An 18948-nucleotide genomic window follows, 5' to 3' on the forward strand; every position below is an offset into this window, starting at 1 on the left:
ATCTTAATCTTATGAACATCTACGATCAATTACAGGCGGTGGAGGACCGCTATGAGGAACTTGGTGAACTGTTGTCTGACCCTGACGTAGTCAGCGATACCAAGCGATTTATGGAGTTATCTAAGGAAGAAGCTGCAACTCGTGATACGGTTACAGCCTACCGCGAATATAAGACTGTACTTCAAAATATTATCGATGCAGAAGAGATGATCAAGGAATCTTCTGGTGATGCTGACCTGGAGGAAATGGCTAAGGAAGAACTCAAACAAGCTAAGGCTGATAAAGAGGCTTACGAAGAAAAGCTCAAAATCCTTCTTTTACCAAAAGACCCTAACGATGACAAAAATATCATCTTGGAAATCCGTGGTGCCGCAGGTGGTGATGAAGCTGCCCTCTTTGCTGGTGACCTTTTGACCATGTATCAAAAATATGCAGAAGGTCAAGGCTGGCGTTTTGAAGTCATGGAGGCTTCTTATAATGGTGTCGGCGGTATCAAGGAAGTGGTTGCCATGGTCTCTGGTCAATCCGTTTATTCAAAACTCAAGTATGAATCAGGAGCTCACCGTGTCCAACGTGTCCCTGTGACAGAAAGCCAAGGTCGTGTCCACACCTCAACAGCAACCGTTCTCATCATGCCAGAAGTTGAAGAAGTGGAATATGACATTGATCCAAAAGATCTTCGTGTCGATATTTACCACGCATCTGGTGCTGGTGGACAGAACGTCAACAAGGTTGCAACTGCCGTGCGTATCGTTCACTTGCCAACCAACATCAAGGTAGAAATGCAGGAAGAACGGACCCAGCAGAAAAACCGTGATAAGGCCATGAAGATTATCCGTGCCCGTGTTGCGGATCACTTTGCACAGATTGCCCAAGATGAGCAGGATGCTGAGCGTAAATCAACTATCGGTACAGGTGACCGTTCAGAGCGTATCCGTACATACAACTTCCCACAAAACCGTGTGACAGACCACCGTATCGGCTTAACCTTGCAAAAGCTAGATACTATCTTGTCAGGTAAGATGGACGAAGTCGTAGATGCCCTTGTTCTCTACGATCAAACGCAAAAACTAGAAGAGCTTAACAAATAATGAATTACGCTCAATTATTTGCAGCATACGAAGAACAATTAGTCGCAATTGGTGAAGAGGCAGAATCCCTGTCCTTCACCTTTCGTGGCTTAAAGGGACTGAACTTTACGGAATTTCTCCTCCTGCTCCGTCAGGAAGTTACACCGACTGACAAAGAAGAGATTGATGCGATTTTTCAGCAACTTTCCCAGCACCGACCTGCCCAGTACATTATCGGCAAGGCTGATTTTCATGGCATGGAGTTTGCGGTTGATGAGCGAGTCTTGATTCCAAGACCTGAAACGGAAGAATTAGTTGATTTGATTTTGCAGGAAAATAGCAGAGCAGGTTTGCGTATCTTAGACATCGGTACAGGAAGCGGTGCCATAGCTATTTCCCTTGCAAAAGCTAGACCTGATTGGGAAGTGGTTGCGGTTGATATTTCAAAGGATGCCCTAGAAGTGGCTCAGGAAAATGCAAGAACCAACCAAGTCTCTGTTCACTTTCTAGAATCGGATGTCTTGCAAGCTGTGACAGGTCAATTTGACATCATTGTTTCCAATCCGCCTTACATCTCACCAGTTGACACAAATGAAGTTGGACTCAATGTATTGACTTCTGAGCCACATCTGGCCTTATTTGCGGAAGAAGATGGCATGGCTATTTATAGACAAATTGCGGAGCAAGCAGGTGCATTTTTGAATAAAAATGGAAAACTCTACTTTGAAATTGGATATAAACAAGGGCAAGACCTAACCGACTTACTTGCTCTGCATTTTCCAAAAAAGCGAATTCGAGTCCTCAAAGACCAATTTGGACAGGATAGAAAGGTCGTAGCGGATGACAATAGATAAACTCCGAAAAATTCTAACTAGTGGAGGGGCTGTAGTTCTTCCCACTGAGACAGTCTACGGACTGTTTGCCCAAGCCTTGAATGAAGAGGCGGTCAATCGTGTCTATCAGTTGAAACAGCGCCCTAGGGACAAGGCAATGAACTTAAATGTCTCAAATCTGAACGATATATATTTTTTCAGTCAAAATACTCCCTTTTTTCTGGAAAAACTGTATAATAGGTTTATGCCAGGACCACTAACGATTATCCTAAAAGCGAATGACAATGTTCCTTTTTGGGTTAATTCTGGACTGGATACTGTTGGATTTCGTGTACCTAATCACGTAAAAACCTTACAATTGATTTCTGAGACTGGTCCACTTATTGGACCGTCCGCCAATATTTCAGGAAATGAAAGTGGCAAGAAGTTTTCGGACATCCAGGCACAATTTTCAGTTGATTTGCCTGGCATTGAGGACGACCAAGCCTTGACAGGCATTGATTCAACGATTTTGGACCTTTCTGGACAGAAAGCGCGGATTTTGCGTCAAGGTGCAATAAGTCGTGAGCTCATTCAAAAAGAAATACCTGAAATTGAATTCGAGGATTGAAGAATGATTTGAGTAGATGAATGGGTCCATTCACATATTTAAACCATCATTTATATCTAAGAAATTCAATTATAAGTTTTTTGCTAACAATAGGGATACCAATCTGACAAGTCGCATAACCATTACATCAAGCACTAATAAAGGGTACCGCACATGATTTTTGACAAAGTTAACTACAAAGAATTTGATAAAGAAGTTTGGGAAGCTATCCAAGCTGAAGAAAAACGCCAACAAAATAATATCGAATTGATTGCGTCTGAAAACGTTGTATCTAAGGCTGTTATGGCTGCTCAAGGTTCTATTTTGACCAATAAGTATGCTGAAGGCTATCCAGGTCGTCGTTACTATGGCGGTACGGAATGCGTTGACGTAGTTGAAAGTTTAGCTATTGAACGTGCTAAAGAAATATTCGGTGCAAAATTTGCTAACGTTCAGCCACACTCAGGAAGCCAGGCCAATTGTGCTGCCTACATGGCTTTGATTGAGCCAGGAGACACTGTTATGGGAATGGACTTAGCTGCAGGTGGTCATTTGACTCACGGTGCATCCGTTAGCTTCTCAGGACAAACTTACAATTTCGTTGCTTATAACGTAGACGAAGAGACAGGTTTGCTGGATTACGATGCAATTTTAGAGCAAGCAAAAGAAGTACAACCAAAATTGATTGTAGCAGGTGCTTCAGCCTATGCCCGTATAATTGACTTTGCTAAATTCCGTGAGATTGCTGATGCAGTTGGTGCAAAATTGATGGTGGATATGGCACATATTGCAGGACTAGTAGCTGCTGGCCTCCATCCAAACCCGGTTCCGCATGCTCATATCACTACTACAACAACACATAAAACGCTTCGTGGGCCACGTGGTGGTTTGATTTTGACCAATGATGAAGAGCTCATTAAGAAAATCAACTCAGCCATCTTCCCAGGCATCCAAGGTGGTCCATTAGAACATGTCATCGCTGCCAAAGCTGTGTCTTTCAAAGAAGTTTTGGACCCAGCTTTCAAAGACTATGCTCAGAAAGTGATTGAGAACAGCAAGGCCATGGCCGAAGTCTTCCTTGCAAACCCTAACTTTAAAGTCATCACAGGAGGAACAGACAACCATCTCTTCCTTGTTGACGTGACCAAAGTCGTTGAAAACGGTAAGGTTGCTCAGCATCTCCTGGATGAAGTAAATATTACTCTCAATAAAAACTCAATTCCTTACGAAAAACTCTCACCATTCAAAACAAGCGGTATCCGTATTGGCTCTGCGGCCATTACTGCTCGCGGTTTTGGAGTAGAGGAAGCTCGTAAGGTTGCTCAATTAACAATTAAAGCACTTGAAAATGCTGAGAATGATGCAGTTCTTGAAGAAGTTCGTCAAGAAGTGCGTGCTTTGACAGATCAATTCCCACTTTACGAAGGTTTATAATGGATATATTTGTAAAAAAAGCCATCATACATCAATTTAGTCCTGATGATACAGAGCTGGTCCTTGCCGACCAGCTTTTGACTGTTAGCCCAAAAATAGAAGAATATTTGCGTAAAAAGATTGAACGTGTCTTTTCTGATGAAGCAAAAACAGGACAATTTAACCCCGACAATCCTTTTCTTGACTATTTAGATGGTGACCTACTGACCAACTCTGTCAAGATTGCTAATCTCTGGAAAGAAGAATTTTCCATTTCTGAGAATTTAAAAACCAATGATCTCATTTTCATCGAGTTTGAGCGAAATGGTGTTGAACATTTTGCTTTTTTGAGAATCTCATTGCGTGAAAATCTCGCCCACGTTGGTTTGGAAAGCGGAAGTCCTTTAAAAATTACTCAAAACAATTTGCCAGGGGCAGGCTCTGCACCTGATGAAGCCTTGATTGTCAATCTTCAATCTAACAAGTACCACTTGATTGAAAAGCGAATCAAGCATAATGGAGCCTTCCTCAATTATTTCTCAGATAATCTTCTGCAAGTTACACCAGCTATTTCTGCAAAGAAATCAATCAAAGCAGTAGAGCAAACTGCACAGAAGATTGCTGACAATTTCCATCAAGGCGATTTTCAATTTCAATCGAAAGTCAAGTCAGCTATTTTTAACAATTTGGAAGAAGATAATGAGCTTTCACCTGAAAAATTGGCTGATCAGTTATTCGATACCAACCTGACCGCACGTTTAAATTTCGTTGATCAACTGAAAGAGGTCATACCGGATAAGATTTCATTTGATGAGATTGATAGTAGTCGTCAACTCAAGAAATTTGAAAACCAAAAGCTTTCTTTATCAAATGGCATTGAATTGATTGTACCTAACGCAATCTATGAGGATGCTGAATCTGTTGAATTTATTCAAAATGATAACGGAACCTATTCGATTCTCATCAAAAATATTGAAGATATAAAGAGTAAGTAAATGAAAAAACTGAGACGCATTCTAGTGATTCTTTTATTGATTTTTCTTGGCTATAAAGGTTTCCAAACCTATCACGCTGTCAAGCAAGTAATGGCCTATCAATCAATGGTACAAGAAGTACTAGCTGAAAATGATACACCTGCCAATGAAGAATTGGTTTTAGCTATGATTTATACAGAGACAAAAGGATTAGAAGCTGATGTCATGCAATCTAGTGAGTCCGCAACAGGTTATACGAATACGATCACAGATAGTAAAGAAAGCATTCGTCAAGGTGTAATCTATCTCACTGAAAATTTGCGACTGGCAGAAGAAAAAGGGGTAGAAGTTTGGGCCGCTGTTCAAGCCTATAATTTTGGGCCAGCCTATATTGACTATATCGCAGAACATGGTGGAGAACATACGCTAGCCTTGGCAAAAGAATATTCGAAGACTGTTGTTGCTCCTAGTTTGGGTAATACAACAGGAGATACTTATACCTATTATCATCCTTTGGCATTACTTAGTGGTGGAAAATTATATGTAAATGGCGGCAATATTTATTATGCAAGACAGGTTCAGTTCAATATGCGACTCATGCAATTTTTTAATTTTTTCTGATGACATACAAAAACTCGTTGACGTTCAATGAGTTTTTTGTTTGTCCAAAAATAGTTATCGGTAACAAAATTTTTCATAAAGTAGCATAAATTGCCAGTAAAACCGTATACAGAGCGGTTTTTCATGATTTTTTAGCTGTTTGAAATTAACCTACAAATATGATACTATCATTTTGCAACCGTTTGCATTTGGCAAAATGAATTAATTTTGAAAGAAAGGAGAGTATTCATTCCTCTACAGTTGATTGCTAGGTTAGAGGTCATCAACTGTAGATATATATTTTCAAGAAAATGCAAACGTTTTCTTATTATTTTTTAGGAGGTTTATATGGCTTATCAAAGTCAAAGTAAGAGAAAACTATCCAAATTGGTAAAAAAAGGGGTTAGTATTACCCTGATTTTATCCATGTTTGCTGGAATTGAACAGGTATTCACAAACACTACAGTAAATGGTGAAACAATCGTTGCCAGCTCCAACCAGCAAGTTTCAATGAAAGATGGGACTATCTTGCATGCTTGGTGTTGGTCGTTTAATGCTATCAAAGAAAATATGGCAGCCATTAAAGAAGCAGGCTATACAAGTGTTCAAACATCCCCAATTAATGCTGTAGTTGTTGGGAATGGTGGAGATAAGAAATTTACAGAGCAATGGTATTATCATTATCAACCAACCGCCTATACGATTGGTAACTATCAGCTTGGGACTGAAGCTGAATTTATCGAGATGAATCGTGTCGCAGAGCAGTATGGTATAAAAATTATAGTTGATGCAGTACTGAATCATACTACTTCTGATTATAATGCGATCTCTTCAGAAGTTAAATCCATTACAAAATGGACTCATGGAAATACTTTAATTGAAAACTGGGGGAGTCGTTGGGATGTAACTCAAAACGCTCTGCTTCAGCTCTGGGAATGGAATACACAAAATCCAGAAGTACAACAGTATTTGTTGAAATTCTTAAAAAATGCAGTTGCTGATGGAGCGGATGGATTTCGTTATGATGCTGCAAAACATATCGAATTACCAGGAGAATATCCTAGCGAATTTGGTAGTAATTTCTGGAATGTTATATTAAATAATGGTTCTGAGTTCCAATATGGTGAAGTGTTACAAGACAATATTTCACGTGATGCGGACTATGCAAACATGATGAGTATTACTGCATCCCAATATGGTCATTCTATCCGTGAAATGCTCCGCAATAGAAATGCTAACGCTGGAAATCTTGGCAACTACCAAGCAGGAGTAGATCCATCTAAACTCGTACTTTGGGTCGAATCTCACGATACATATGCAAACGGAAAGACGGATAGTGAATCTGAATCAGCTTGGATGAGCGATGAAGATTTGAAACTTGGCTGGGCAATGATTACTGCACGCGCCAAAGGTACACCTCTCTTCTTCTCACGTCCAGTTGGTGGCGGTAATGGTGTCCGTTTCCCTGAAAAAACTAAAATCGGTGATGCGGGTAGCAATCTTTATAAAGACCCGACGATTGTAGCAGTAAACAAATTCCATAATGCTATGGTTGGTCAATCAGAATATATTCGTAACCCGAATGGTGATACAACCGTTGCCATGATTGAACGAGGCACTCAAGGCGCAGTAATTGCAAACCTTTCCGACAGTGAGAAAAGCTTAAATACTGAGACAAAATTGGCGAATGGAACCTATAAAGACCAAATTTCTGGTAAAACCTACACTGTTTCGAACGGACGGTTAAGCGGTTCCATTGCGAGAAGATCAGTATTGGTATTAACAAATGGTGAAAGTTTTGATAATCTAGCATCCTTATCAGTTCAAGGATATCAAGAAGGCAGCCATACTTTCTTGACAGATACATTAAGTCTTACATTACAAACTTCTAATACGAGTGAGGCTACTTATTCCGTTAATAATGGCGCTCCAATTAAATTTGAAAATGGAAAAGTCATTACAATCGGAAGTCAAGTGCAATTTGGTGAAACAGTAACGGTTACATTATCTGCTAAAAACACTAAAGGTCAGACAGTTCAATCCGTTTATCGCTTTACAAAAGAGGATCCGAATGCCAATACAACCATCTATTTTGACAATCCTGAAAATTGGAATCAAGTATATGCCTATATGTATAGCGGTACAGATACCGTTCTCCTGAACAAATGGCCTGGAACTGCTATGAGTAAAGATAGTGCAACGGGCTATTACACTATTACTGTTCCAAATTCATTTATCAGCAAAGGTGCTAAGGTATTGTTCACTAACAATCAAGGTGCTCAGTATCCTCAGAATGTGGGATTTGAAGTAAATTCAAATGGTCTATATTCTCGTGATGGCTTTGTAAAAGTTGTCGAGAAACAAATTACTGAACCTGCAGTACTTGGATTAAAAGATCAAACAACAACTGAGATTACTATTACAGATGCTATTGAGTTGATTTTACAAGCTAGTCATGTAACGGATGCGACCTATCAGATGAATGATGGTGATGCAGTTTCCTTTAATGATGGGGATAAATTGACACTAGGACAAGATCTGAAAAATGGTGAATCGTTGAGATTGACGCTATCAGCAAAAGATTCAGCTGGTGAATTAGTGACGAAAGTATATTCTATCACGAAGAAAGTAGAAGAACCAGCCACCCAAACAACTATTCGCTTTGAAAATCCAGATAAATGGACAGATGTCTTTGTTTATATGTATAATGCCAAAGGTGAAAAATTGTTAGGCGCATGGCCAGGAACTAAGATGGAAAAAGATGGTACAGGTCTTTTCGCCGTCACTCTTCCAACATCATACGAGACTGATGGCGTAAAAGTACTCTTTTCTAACAACAAAGGAGCGCAGTATCCACAATCCATTGGTTTTGAATTTAAATCAGGCGGAACATATTCTAAAGATGGTTTAGTTGCCGAACAACCTTCTAGCGAGTTCAAAGAAGAAAGTGAAGAGCTTCCAATCCCATTTGAAACACAGTATGTAGACAATCCTGAACTTGAAAAAGGACAGAAAGTAACTCGCCTTGAAGGTCAAGACGGAGTGAAGACAATAACTTACCGTTCAGAGTACATTGGTGGTCAACTTGTTGCTAAGACAAAGATCAGTGAAACTGTTAGCAAAGAGCCAGTAACACAAGTGGTTGAAGTCGGTACAAAAGTCCCAGACATTGAGCAACAAATTGCCAACCGTGTTTACTTCAACAACTCACAAGGTTGGTCTAAGGTCTACGCCTATGTTTATGATAATAAAGGTGTACCACTCGTTGGAAATTGGCCAGGTAAAGAAATGAGTCAAGATGAGTACGGATATTATATTGAGCTTGGTGAAGAATTTGCAGGTGGTAAAGTAATTTTCAATAATCCTGATACGAAAGTTCAATTCCCAGCACAAAATAAACCTGGCTATGATTTGGAACTTGGACAAGTCTATGAAATAGACGGTAGCCATAGAGCCGTTTTACCAGAACCAGTTGCCGAAGGCTTTACTCGTATTACCTTCGAAAATCCTGGTGGATGGAGTGCTGCAAATGTCTATGCCTATTATGGTAATCCAATTCAAATGCCTTTGGGAGCTTGGCCTGGTCAAGCTATGCTGAAAGATAGCAAAGGACATTTCTATATCGATTTACCAGAAGAATATGCAAATTCTAATGTAAAAATATTATTTAATAAACCAAATTCTACTATTCAATTCCCAGTCTCAGTTGGTTTTGATTTTAAAGTAGATGGCCATTATACCAAAGATGGTCTAAAATAAGTGTGTTTCCTTCCTAAAAAATAAGGTCCCCTGTCGATAGGGGATCTTATTTTGTGCTCTGTGTTTTTCCATTCTATTCAAAAAAGTAGTATAATATAGAAATAGGAGAAAGAATGATGAAACGAAATGTATTGATTACAGGTGCAAGTAGCGGAATCGGTAAAGCAATTGCTTACACCTTTGCAGAAAATGGTGATAATCTCGTTATTACGGGTCGTAGATTTGACAAACTAGAAGAAATTAAAAAAGATATTGAAAAGCAATACCAAGTTCACGTATCCATTTATTCATTTGATATTACGAATATGGAGCAAACAATCATAAATTGTCAAAAAATCATAGAAGAAGTTGGACAAATTCATATTTTGGTAAACAATGCTGGCCTGGCTTTGGGGTTAGACAAATTTCAAGATTATGATTTGACAGATATGATGACGATGATTGATACCAACATTAAAGGCCTTTTAACCGTCACTCGACAATTATTGCCACAAATGGTTAGCTGCAATGAAGGTCATATTATCAATATTGGATCAACGGCCGGTATTTACGCCTATGCAGGAGCTGCTGTTTACGCCGCAACCAAATCAGCTGTCAAGGTGCTTTCAGACGGTATTCGTATTGATACGATTGATAAAAATATCAAGGTAACTACCTTACAACCAGGTATCGTTGAGACTGATTTTAGCCAAGTCCGTTTTCATGGAGATAAGGAGAGAGCAGCGACAGTTTATCAAGGGATTGATGCTTTGCAAGCTAGCGATATTGCACAATGTACTCTTTTCGTTGCAAATCAACCTGCACATGTTCAGATTTCTGATATGACTATTATGGCAACCAAACAGGCAACTGGTTTTACAATTCATAGAGAATAGGAGAAATACATGGCAAAGAGAATTTTATGTATTATTCTGGGTGTGATTACAGTTTTTGTACTTCCAGCTTGCAATGCCAATAAGACGTCTACGACATCGTCAAATACTGCTTCATCAACAAGTCAATCCTCAAGTACGAGTACCTCATCTACCAGTCAGAAAGACATTCTTCCAATTTCTATAGATATAGATGCTTTGATGCAGGGAAATTACGACAGTATTCTTGGTACTTGGCAGAATGCCCAAGGAGATTCCTTGATATTTAATAGCAAGGGCTTGGTTACAGAGGATCGTGCTTTGCTTGGACGCGGAAAAATTATGGACGGGGTATTTGAAACAGGCTATGTAGATACAAAAATTGGAGATGTAACATTACTGATGGTTCCGGGAGGAACTCAATTGAGTGCGACCTACCTAACAACTGGTACAGATACATCTGACTCCACACGTGATAGAATGATAGTGATTAGCCCGGCGTCAGCAGATTCAATGGAAGTCTATTATCGTCTATCTCAAACAGCTGATAGTGGTATTGATCCGCTAAAGAATACTGAAACTAGTGTTCAGTTGGAAAGTGGTCCTAAAACAATTGAATACGCAAATTCTGTTTTAGGTGAGAATAATTGGCAGGTAATTGAAGGAAATTATACCCGCACAGAATCTATCCCATACAATGTTATAGAGGGGAATGACGAAAGTCGGTATACCGTCTATCAGAATGGGGTTATTATCAATTCTAATTATCAAATTGTCTACCAACCATAAGAAATTTTTGGAGGTTAATGCATGACTTTTACTTCTTTTGAACCAACCCGCAATGTTCAAGATTTTCATTTAGCTGCATTTGCCTATTACGATGGGCTTGATGTGATTGATCAACTAAAACCAGGAACACCAGTAGAATTAGTAGGGGAACCTTCTAACCCACACGATTCTGAAGCGGTTGCAATCTTTTATCAGGGTACCAAATTAGGCTATATTCCATCTGATAAAAATTCTTTGATCAGCCGATTGATTTACTTTGGACATGGAGACATTCTGGAGGCTCGTATTCAAATGTCTAACACAGAGAACCATCCAGATCGCCAATTTCGCGTAGTTGTGAAATTAAAAGACAATCGTCGGAAATAAGAGGTGTCCATCGATACCTTATCTCAAACGGAGCTGCGCTTTTTGTTTTTGATTTTCAATGATACTTATAAAGGCTGCAAACTCGTCGTCTAGACGTTGTTGGTAAGCCTTATTTTTTATTGTTAGCTGGTCTAGAAAAACTGGATATGAGCCTTTCTTGTACAATTCACCTTGGAAGAAGTAGCGGTCTGACAGTTTATCAACAGAAACAAGTGAGGAACGCCAGCGACTTTTTCGAGAGTGGGAGGGTTTCCATGATATTTTTAGTTGTTTTTCGTAAAAATACCATCCCATGATATAAATCTTAGTCACTTGTTTTCGTTTTATGTCTTGATAGAGGCATGGAACAGCATAAACATTTCCATGTCTTGTTTTCAAAAAGGGATGAAAATCTTTTATTTTTTCATATTCTTTTCTAGGAATGACTTTTAATTGATTGTCTTTAATAGCAGATTTCTCATCAACAGTGTAGGAGTAGCGGTAGGGATCATAAACTGTTGCTTGTTCACGTGCTCGATATTGCTCTGCTATTGACTTAAAAATAGGTAATTGTCCATGGCTTTCCATCAAATGTGAAAGACTGACTCCTCGTTGATTAGTATTTTTCCTTACTTCAAGGACTTGGCAGGTAGACCATGCAGAAACAGGAATTGCTCCCAAACCGATTAACAGATGATTGTTTTGAAAATGACTAGCAAATCTAGCTTCCTGAGTCTTTCCGGTCTCACTTTCAAAGTCGACAAAAATAAGTTCTTTATCCTGTTTAAAAACAAGTATATAATTGTCTGTGGTGTGCTCAAGTCTCTTCACAGGAACCGAATAAAAATGATGAAAATTTGGTAATCCTAATAGTTTTCCAAGCGTTAATGTTTTCATACAATAAGTATAACAAAAATGAATTTTCAAATCTACCAAAAAGTTTAATGCGTTAAACATAAGTATGGTGTTCAAGATTCTACTATTATTTTGGGATGATAGTTTCCTTTGCTTGGGAAGTGTGAGGCTGGTTTCAATTGTTGTTTAGTCGAACGAAGACCTTTCAGACTAGGACTTTAGTGCAGGTAGCTAGAGTAGCCTTGAGACTTTTCTAGATTGGAAATATGACTTGCGAAACAAGTCACTGTCGTAGAATATTAATTCAGATGACTGTGTTTTTCCATTATAAAACCCTTACTAGGTCGAGGATCCTAATAAGGGTGTAAGGGGTATTTGATTAAGCTATTTTTTCTTTTGTTTCGTTAGGTTCAATCCAAAAGGAACCAAATTTTCTTCTTTGCGAAGAATTCGTTTGATATTTTCATTATGACGGATAATTACAAAGAGTCCGAGAAAGACAATAATCAATGTAAATAACCAATCATATTCATTAAATAGGAAGCCAAACGCTGGAAACACTAAGACTCCCAAAATGGCTAAGCCGGCTGAAAAGACACTGGAGAAAGAGACCATAGACGTCAAATAAAGGGATACTGCGAAAATGATTACTAGATAGAGGCAAAACGCTGGTGCAACTCCCAAAAGCATTCCTGCAGACGTAGCAACAGCCTTCCCACCCTTAAATTGAGCAAAAATTGGGAAGGTATGTCCTAGAACAGCTAGAAGACCGAAAACGATTGGTGAAATGTCTTGCACATGGAAGAGAATAGGTAAAAGGGCTACTAAGGTTCCTTTTAAGAAATCAACAATAAATACAACTGTCCCTGCTTTTGGTCCCAGAATCCGAAATGTATTAGTTGTTCCCGTATTGCCAGATCCATGGTCACGAATATTGATATTAAAAAACGCTTGACCAATCCAAAGACCAGATGGTATTGAGCCTAATAAGTAGGCAGTAATGAATAGTAATACAATCTTTAACATAGTTTCATTATAGCATATTTTTTATCAAGAATTTTGAATTGGATAATAATTATCTTGTTGCACCGGAAAAGAACAGAAATATTTTGCAAAAATACAAAAAAACTTGTAATATAGAAAAGATGATAAGTATGGAGGTCAAATTTGGCTAAGAAAGAGATTGATATTAATAATTATAACGATGACGCCATTCAGGTCTTGGAAGGATTAGATGCTGTTCGTAAACGTCCCGGGATGTATATCGGATCAACAGATGGCAACGGTCTACACCATATGGTCTGGGAGATTGTCGATAATGCGGTAGATGAAGCATTGTCTGGATTCGGGAATAGAATTGAAGTAACGATTCATAAAGATGGGAGTTTATCCGTAACAGACTGTGGTCGCGGTATGCCAGTTGGTATACATGCTACAGGCAAGCCAACTGTTGAAGTCATCTTCACTGTTCTCCATGCAGGTGGTAAGTTTGGCCAGGGTGGGTATAAAACGTCAGGTGGTCTGCATGGGGTTGGTTCTTCGGTGGTTAATGCCCTATCTAGTTGGTTAGAAGTGGAAATTACCCGTGATGGTGCAGTTTATAAACAACGCTTTGAGCAGGGAGGTAAGCCTGTTACTACCTTGAAAAAAATTGGTAGTGCACCAAAATCAAAAACAGGTACCAAAGTTACCTTTATGCCTGACGATACTATTTTCTCTACTATTGATTTTAAATTTAATACCATTGCAGAGCGCTTGAAGGAATCTGCCTTCTTGCTCAAGCAAGTGACGATGACCTTGACAGATGAGCGAACTGGTGAAAAAGAAGAGTATCACTACGAAAATGGGGTTCAGGATTTTGTATCTTATTTAAATGAAGACAAGGAAACTCTGACACCAGTCCTCTATTTTGAAGGTGAAGAATCTGGTTTTCAAGTACAAGTTGCCATGCAGTACAATGATGGCTATTCAGATAACATACTCTCATTTGTAAACAATGTTCGTACCAAGGATGGTGGTACTCATGAGACAGGATTGAAACTTGCTATTACCAAGGCATTGAATGACTATGCGCGCAAGACAGGTTTGTTAAAAGAAAAAGATAAAAACCTGGAAGGCTCTGACTACCGTGAAGGCTTGTCAGCTGTCTTATCAGTTCTCGTTCCGGAAGAACATCTTCAATTTGAAGGTCAAACTAAAGATAAACTTGGAAGCCCGCTTGCCCGTCCGATTGTAGATGGAATCGTTTCAGAGAAATTAACGTTCTTTCTTTTGGAAAATGGGGAATTAGCTTCAAATCTAGTTCGTAAAGCCATTAAGGCGCGTGACGCCCGCGAGGCTGCGCGTAAGGCACGTGACGAATCCCGAAACGGTAAGAAAAACAAGAAGGATAAGGGTCTTCTGTCAGGTAAGCTAACTCCAGCCCAGTCTAAAAATCCAGCCAAAAACGAACTCTATCTGGTCGAGGGGGACTCAGCTGGTGGGTCTGCCAAGCAGGGGCGTGACCGCAAGTTCCAAGCCATTTTACCTTTGCGTGGTAAGGTTATCAACACAGCTAAGGCAAAAATGGCGGACATCCTCAAAAACGAAGAAATCAACACCATGATTTATACAATTGGTGCAGGTGTTGGATCAGACTTTACGCTGGAAGATGTCAACTATGACAAGATTATTATCATGACCGATGCGGATACTGATGGTGCCCATATTCAGACGCTATTGTTAACATTCTTTTATCGCTATATGAGACCCTTAGTAGAAGCAGGGCGAGTTTATATTGCACTGCCTCCTTTATATAAGATGTCTAAAGGAAAAGGAAAGACAGAAATGATTGCCTACGCTTGGTCTGATGGAGAGCTAGAAGATCTCCGCAAGGATTTTGGCAAGGGCTTTATCCTCCAACGCTACAAGGGTCTTGGTGAGATGAATGCCGATCAGCTCTGGGAAACAACTATGAACCCTGAAACCCGTACTCTTATCCGTGTTACCATTGAAGATTTGGCGCGTGCGGAACGCCGGGTATCCGTCCTAATGGGCGACAAGGTCGAGCCACGCCGTAAGTGGATTGAAGACAATGTTAAGTTTACCTTGGAGGAAGCGACAGCTTTTACTAAATAATCTCAGGGAAGTTGAGGTGCCATATGGTTTTAGAAAATATATTGGGGATTGAAAATTCGGCTGAATTAGCCCGTCTTGAAGAACAAATCAGCAAGAAAAAAGCGGCTCAACTGTTCGAAACTGGCCAATTGTTCCAGATAGAAGTTGGAACCTTTGCAGGTTTGGCAAACATTCATCAGGCTTTATTTGAGGATATTTACGACTTTGCAGGTAAGATACGTGATGTTAACATTGCCAAGGATAATTTTCAATTTGCTCCACGAATCTTTCTGGAGCAGTCTTTGGCCTATGTTGACAAGCTACCTCATGAAACCTTTGACGAAATTGTTGAAAAATATGCGGATATGAATATTGCACATCCATTCCGAGAAGGAAATGGACGCAGTATGCGTATCTGGTTGGATTGTATGCTACGGGATAGTTTGGGCAAGGTGGTTGATTGGAATAGTATTGATAAAGATGAATATTTCAATGCGATGATTAGAAGTCATGTCTCAACAGGTGAACTCAAATACCTCTTGCTACATTCTTTGACTGACGATCTTGATCAAGCAACATATTTCAAAGGCATCGACCATTCTTATTACTATGAGGGTTATAACCTTTATCGTACTGAGGACTTATAATCAGTCTAGTTGTTATTGAAGTCTAAATAGATAAAATAAAATGATATTTATTATTTAAAAGTTAAAGGAACCAATATGAAGACGAGATTAACCAAAAAACAAGCAATCGAGGAAATTCAAAAGAGATATCAGAAAGCTGAGTCACTGTTGAAAGATGATTCCAAAATGGAACCCTTCTTGGAAAAAATAGAAAAGAAAATTAAATGGATTCCCTTTTTAGCTCAGGAATTTAAAAATATCCCCATCATGATAAGTATGGTTAGAAGCTATTTAAAACGAGATTATACCAAGATTCCTAAGAGAACCATTCTCGCAATTATTTCGGCATTAATCTACTTTCTCTCGCCGGTAGATGTAGTTCCAGACTGGATTCCATTTTTCGGGCAGATGGATGATGCGCTCGTCATTGCAACTTGCTGGAATTGGGTTAATAAAGACATTCAAGATTACCGGGTATGGAAGAAACTGCGCTCGGCAGAAAATATAAACAAACCCTAAACAAGGTGATGCTCACATTGAGCAACACTTTGTAAAAAGAAGATATAGATATTTTTATGCTGTTACAAGTATAATTAGCAGTAAACTTTTTAACAAAAAAATAAAATAATAAGAAAAAGGATATTATGAGTAATATTCAAAACATGTCTCTTGAGGACATCATGGGAGAGCGTTTTGGTCGCTACTCCAAATACATTATTCAGGAGCGGGCTTTGCCGGACATTCGTGACGGTCTCAAGCCCGTGCAACGTCGGATTCTATATTCCATGAATAAGGACGGCAACACTTTTGACAAGGGTTACCGTAAATCCGCCAAGTCAGTCGGAAATATCATGGGGAATTTCCACCCGCACGGTGATTATTCTATTTATGATGCCATGGTCCGCATGAGTCAGGATTGGAAGAACCGCGAGATTTTGGTGGAGATGCATGGAAACAACGGTTCCATGGATGGTGACCCGCCTGCGGCGATGCGTTACACGGAGGCTCGTCTGTCGGAAATGGCAGGATATTTGCTGGCCGACATCGAGAAAAAGACGGTACCATTTGCCTGGAACTTTGACGATACGGAAAAAGAACCCACTGTGCTACCAGCTGCCTTCCCTAATCTCTTGGTTAATGGAGCGACAGGAATTTCAGCTGGGTACGCGACTGACATCCCGCCGCATAATTTGGCGGAGGTCATCGATGCTGTTGTTTACATGATTGATCATCCTACTGCTAAGTTAGAAAAGTTGATGGAGTTCTTGCCTGGGCCTGACTTTCCAACAGGTGCCATTATCCAAGGGGCTGACGAAATCAAGAAAGCCTATGAAACTGGAAAGGGCCGTGTCGTAGTCCGTAGCCGTTGTGAAATTGAACAACTCAAGGCTGGCAAGAAACAGATTGTCATTACTGAGATTCCTTACGAGGTCAACAAGGCTGTTCTGGTCAAGAAGATTGATGATGTCCGTGTCAACAACAAGGTGCCTGGTATTGCTGAGGTGCGTGATGAGTCAGACCGGACAGGTCTGCGGATCGCCATTGAGCTGAAAAAAGACAGCGATGAGCAAACCATTCTCAACTACCTCTACAAGTACACCGACCTGCAAATCAATTACAACTTCAACATGGTGGCCATTGATAACTTTACACCGCGTCAGGTCGGCTTACAGAAGATTCTGTCCAGCTACATCGCCCACCGCCGTGAGATTATCATTGCCCGGTCTAAGTTTGACAAGGAAAAAGCAGAGAAACGCCTCCATATCGTAAAAGGCTTAATCCGTGTCATTTCCATCTTGGACGAGGTTATTGCCCTTATCCGTGCTTCTGAAAACAAGGCGGATGCTAAGGAAAACTTGAAAATCAGCTATGATTTTAGTGAGGAACAGGCAGAAGCAATCGTGACCTTGCAACTTTACCGTTTGACAAACACCGATATTGTGACCTTGGAAAACGAAGAAGCAGCCCTACGCGAGCAGATTCAGACCTTGGCAGCCATTATCGGCGATGAGCGGACCATGTTTAATCTTATGAAGAAGGAACTGCGTGAGGTCAAAAAACAGTTTGGCAATCCTCGTTTGAGTGAATTGCAAGTTCATGCAGAAACGATTGAGATTGATTCTGCCAACCTGATTGTCGAGGAAGAAACCTTTGTCAGCGTGACCAAGGCAGGCTATATCAAACGGACCAGTCCGCGTTCTTTCAATGCCTCAACGCTGGAAGAAATGGGCAAACGGGACGATGACCAGTTGATTTTCTTGCAGAATGCCAAGACAACACAGCACCTCTTGCTCTTTACCAATCTTGGAAATGTCATCTACCGGCCTGTCCATGAACTGACAGATATTCGTTGGAAGGACATTGGTGAACACTTGAGCCAGACCTTGATGAACTTTGATACCAATGAAGAGGTTATCTTTGCTGAATTGGTTGAGAATTTTGATGAGGGAACATATTTCGCGGTGACTAAATTTGGCCAAATTAAACGTGTAGAGCGGAAGGAGTTTGCTCCATGGCGGACTTACAAGTCTAAGTCAACCAAGTATGCCAAACTCAAAGATGCCGAAGATGTGGTAATTACTGTATCGCCTGTAGTTTTGGACGACATCATGCTCATCACTGAGAAGGGCTACGCTCTGCGATTTAATATCGAAGAAGTGCCAGTCATCGGTGCCAAGGCAGCTGGTGTCAAGGCGGTCAACCTCAAGGATGAGGATGTGGTAGTTGCGGCTTTCATCAGTAATACCAGCTCCGTCTATCTTCTGACCCAGCGTGGTAGCTTGAAGCGGATGGCGACGGAGGAAATCCCTGTGACCAGTCGTGCCAAGCGTGGTTTGCAGGTGCTTCGCGAACTCAAGGCTAAACCACACCGTGTCTTTGCGGCTGGTCCTGTTTATACGGAAAGTAGTGGCGCTGCCCTCGATTTGTTCACTTCAGAAGTGGAGACGACAGACCAGCAGATACTCGTCATTACCTCTACAACGGGGCAAGTCACCGAGAAAAATCTTGCGGACTTGTCCTTGTCTGAGCGGACCAGCAATGGTTCCTTCGTTAACGATACTATTTCTGAGCAGGAAGTTTTCGCAGCGACGATTAAAGAATAGCCGTGTCAATCATGTAAAAAAGTAAGAACCTGTATTCAAAAGCA

16 protein-coding genes are annotated in these 18948 nt (G+C 40.2%); 14 read left to right on the top strand and 2 right to left on the bottom strand.

What is annotated here, in order from left to right:
• Positions 1-11: 11 nt before the first annotated feature.
• From prfA to K6V48_RS03905, 10 genes are all read left to right on the top strand, one after another.
• Positions 12-1091: a peptide chain release factor 1 gene (prfA, locus tag K6V48_RS03860; RefSeq protein WP_105127182.1), complete on the top strand. Its 1080-nt coding sequence runs from the start codon at positions 12-14 to the stop codon at positions 1089-1091.
• Positions 1091-1924, top strand: coding sequence for a peptide chain release factor N(5)-glutamine methyltransferase (prmC, locus tag K6V48_RS03865; RefSeq protein WP_105127181.1), 834 nt, complete (start codon positions 1091-1093; stop codon positions 1922-1924). The genes prfA and prmC overlap by 1 nt, the downstream gene beginning before the upstream one ends.
• The gene (locus K6V48_RS03870; protein WP_161942924.1) at positions 1911-2513 is read left to right on the top strand and encodes an L-threonylcarbamoyladenylate synthase; all 603 of its coding nucleotides are present in this window, start codon (positions 1911-1913) and stop codon (positions 2511-2513) included. Before prmC ends, K6V48_RS03870 begins: the two co-directional genes overlap by 14 nt.
• A gap of 153 nt (positions 2514-2666) precedes the next feature.
• Complete coding sequence (gene glyA, locus K6V48_RS03875; protein WP_105127180.1) at positions 2667-3926, top strand: serine hydroxymethyltransferase; 1260 nt, start codon at positions 2667-2669, stop codon at positions 3924-3926.
• On the top strand, positions 3926-4900 hold the full coding sequence (locus K6V48_RS03880; RefSeq protein WP_105127179.1) for a nucleoid-associated protein: 975 nt from the start codon (positions 3926-3928) through the stop codon (positions 4898-4900). Before glyA ends, K6V48_RS03880 begins: the two co-directional genes overlap by 1 nt.
• Positions 4901-5500 (top strand): lysozyme family protein, encoded by a 600-nt coding sequence (locus K6V48_RS03885; RefSeq protein WP_105127178.1) that lies wholly within the window; start codon positions 4901-4903, stop codon positions 5498-5500.
• A 327-nt stretch (positions 5501-5827) separates the two neighbouring features.
• Positions 5828-9238, top strand: a complete 3411-nt coding sequence (locus tag K6V48_RS03890) for a starch-binding protein (protein WP_222368075.1) — start codon at positions 5828-5830, stop codon at positions 9236-9238.
• A 116-nt stretch (positions 9239-9354) separates the two neighbouring features.
• On the top strand, positions 9355-10113 hold the full coding sequence (locus K6V48_RS03895; protein WP_222368154.1) for an SDR family NAD(P)-dependent oxidoreductase: 759 nt from the start codon (positions 9355-9357) through the stop codon (positions 10111-10113).
• A 9-nt stretch (positions 10114-10122) separates the two neighbouring features.
• Positions 10123-10878 carry a DUF6287 domain-containing protein gene (locus K6V48_RS03900; protein WP_222368078.1) on the top strand — a complete coding sequence of 252 codons (756 nt, stop codon included), beginning with the start codon at positions 10123-10125 and terminating at the stop codon, positions 10876-10878.
• 21 nt (positions 10879-10899) lie between these two features.
• Complete coding sequence (locus tag K6V48_RS03905; protein WP_105127175.1) at positions 10900-11244, top strand: HIRAN domain-containing protein; 345 nt, start codon at positions 10900-10902, stop codon at positions 11242-11244.
• 18 nt (positions 11245-11262) lie between these two features.
• Here the strand turns inward: K6V48_RS03905 and K6V48_RS03910 are convergent, their stop codons facing one another.
• Complete coding sequence (locus tag K6V48_RS03910; RefSeq protein ID WP_161942923.1) at positions 11263-12180, bottom strand: hypothetical protein; 918 nt, start codon at positions 12178-12180, stop codon at positions 11263-11265.
• Between the two features lie 282 nt (positions 12181-12462).
• Positions 12463-13104, bottom strand: coding sequence for a glycerol-3-phosphate 1-O-acyltransferase PlsY (plsY, locus tag K6V48_RS03915; protein WP_222368081.1), 642 nt, complete (start codon positions 13102-13104; stop codon positions 12463-12465).
• Between the two features lie 141 nt (positions 13105-13245).
• Between plsY and parE the strand changes: the two genes are divergently transcribed.
• From parE to parC, 4 genes are all read left to right on the top strand, one after another.
• Positions 13246-15195, top strand: coding sequence for a DNA topoisomerase IV subunit B (gene parE / locus K6V48_RS03920; RefSeq protein WP_105127172.1), 1950 nt, complete (start codon positions 13246-13248; stop codon positions 15193-15195).
• Positions 15196-15218: 23 nt separating this feature from the next.
• On the top strand, positions 15219-15821 hold the full coding sequence (fic, locus tag K6V48_RS03925; protein WP_105127171.1) for a protein adenylyltransferase Fic: 603 nt from the start codon (positions 15219-15221) through the stop codon (positions 15819-15821).
• A 75-nt stretch (positions 15822-15896) separates the two neighbouring features.
• Positions 15897-16319: a YkvA family protein gene (locus tag K6V48_RS03930; protein ID WP_105127170.1), complete on the top strand. Its 423-nt coding sequence runs from the start codon at positions 15897-15899 to the stop codon at positions 16317-16319.
• A gap of 125 nt (positions 16320-16444) precedes the next feature.
• Positions 16445-18904 carry a DNA topoisomerase IV subunit A gene (gene parC / locus K6V48_RS03935; RefSeq protein ID WP_105127169.1) on the top strand — a complete coding sequence of 820 codons (2460 nt, stop codon included), beginning with the start codon at positions 16445-16447 and terminating at the stop codon, positions 18902-18904.
• Positions 18905-18948: the final 44 nt, after the last annotated feature.

The organism is Streptococcus suis (genome assembly GCF_019794555.1).
Lineage (GTDB): Bacteria > Bacillota > Bacilli > Lactobacillales > Streptococcaceae > Streptococcus > Streptococcus suis_AB.

Coding starts and splice junctions, on each gene's coding strand:
- K6V48_RS03870 (WP_161942924.1), top strand. CDS start 1,911: ATGACAATAGATAAACTCCGAAAAATTCTAACTAGTGGAGGGGCTGTA.
- prmC (WP_105127181.1), top strand. CDS start 1,091: ATGAATTACGCTCAATTATTTGCAGCATACGAAGAACAATTAGTCGCA.
- glyA (WP_105127180.1), top strand. CDS start 2,667: ATGATTTTTGACAAAGTTAACTACAAAGAATTTGATAAAGAAGTTTGG.
- K6V48_RS03905 (WP_105127175.1), top strand. CDS start 10,900: ATGACTTTTACTTCTTTTGAACCAACCCGCAATGTTCAAGATTTTCAT.
- K6V48_RS03880 (WP_105127179.1), top strand. CDS start 3,926: ATGGATATATTTGTAAAAAAAGCCATCATACATCAATTTAGTCCTGAT.
- K6V48_RS03900 (WP_222368078.1), top strand. CDS start 10,123: ATGGCAAAGAGAATTTTATGTATTATTCTGGGTGTGATTACAGTTTTT.
- K6V48_RS03895 (WP_222368154.1), top strand. CDS start 9,355: ATGAAACGAAATGTATTGATTACAGGTGCAAGTAGCGGAATCGGTAAA.
- K6V48_RS03885 (WP_105127178.1), top strand. CDS start 4,901: ATGAAAAAACTGAGACGCATTCTAGTGATTCTTTTATTGATTTTTCTT.
- K6V48_RS03930 (WP_105127170.1), top strand. CDS start 15,897: ATGAAGACGAGATTAACCAAAAAACAAGCAATCGAGGAAATTCAAAAG.
- K6V48_RS03890 (WP_222368075.1), top strand. CDS start 5,828: ATGGCTTATCAAAGTCAAAGTAAGAGAAAACTATCCAAATTGGTAAAA.
- plsY (WP_222368081.1), bottom strand. CDS start 13,104: ATGTTAAAGATTGTATTACTATTCATTACTGCCTACTTATTAGGCTCA.
- prfA (WP_105127182.1), top strand. CDS start 12: ATGAACATCTACGATCAATTACAGGCGGTGGAGGACCGCTATGAGGAA.
- parC (WP_105127169.1), top strand. CDS start 16,445: ATGAGTAATATTCAAAACATGTCTCTTGAGGACATCATGGGAGAGCGT.
- fic (WP_105127171.1), top strand. CDS start 15,219: ATGGTTTTAGAAAATATATTGGGGATTGAAAATTCGGCTGAATTAGCC.
- K6V48_RS03910 (WP_161942923.1), bottom strand. CDS start 12,180: ATGTTTAACGCATTAAACTTTTTGGTAGATTTGAAAATTCATTTTTGT.